Genomic DNA, 237 nt, shown 5'->3' on the forward strand with positions numbered 1-237 from the left:
TTCCACAAAGTCTTGCCCTTGTCATATAATTTTTTAACAGTATTTTTTATATAATTCTTTTCAGACTTATCAATCCCTTGTTCAGTTTCACATTCTAAATATTTTTCAAAAAAAGCTTTAGTTTCACTTAGCGGAATATCTGCTTTATATTTTTTATAATAATCCCATGCTTTTTCCTTGAAAATTTGTTGATCTATTTCACTTTTATCTACTGCTTCTTTAATTATTTTTTTATTA

1 protein-coding gene is annotated in these 237 nt (G+C 24.5%); it reads right to left on the reverse strand.

The window, feature by feature from the left end; translation table 11 throughout:
* On the reverse strand, positions 1-237 hold a 237-nt coding region (locus tag FS742_RS27775; protein ID WP_186327225.1), incomplete at both ends, for a hypothetical protein.

It is taken from the genome of Bacillus cereus (assembly GCF_007678085.1).
GTDB lineage: Bacteria > Bacillota > Bacilli > Bacillales > Bacillaceae_G > Bacillus_A > Bacillus_A cereus_BE.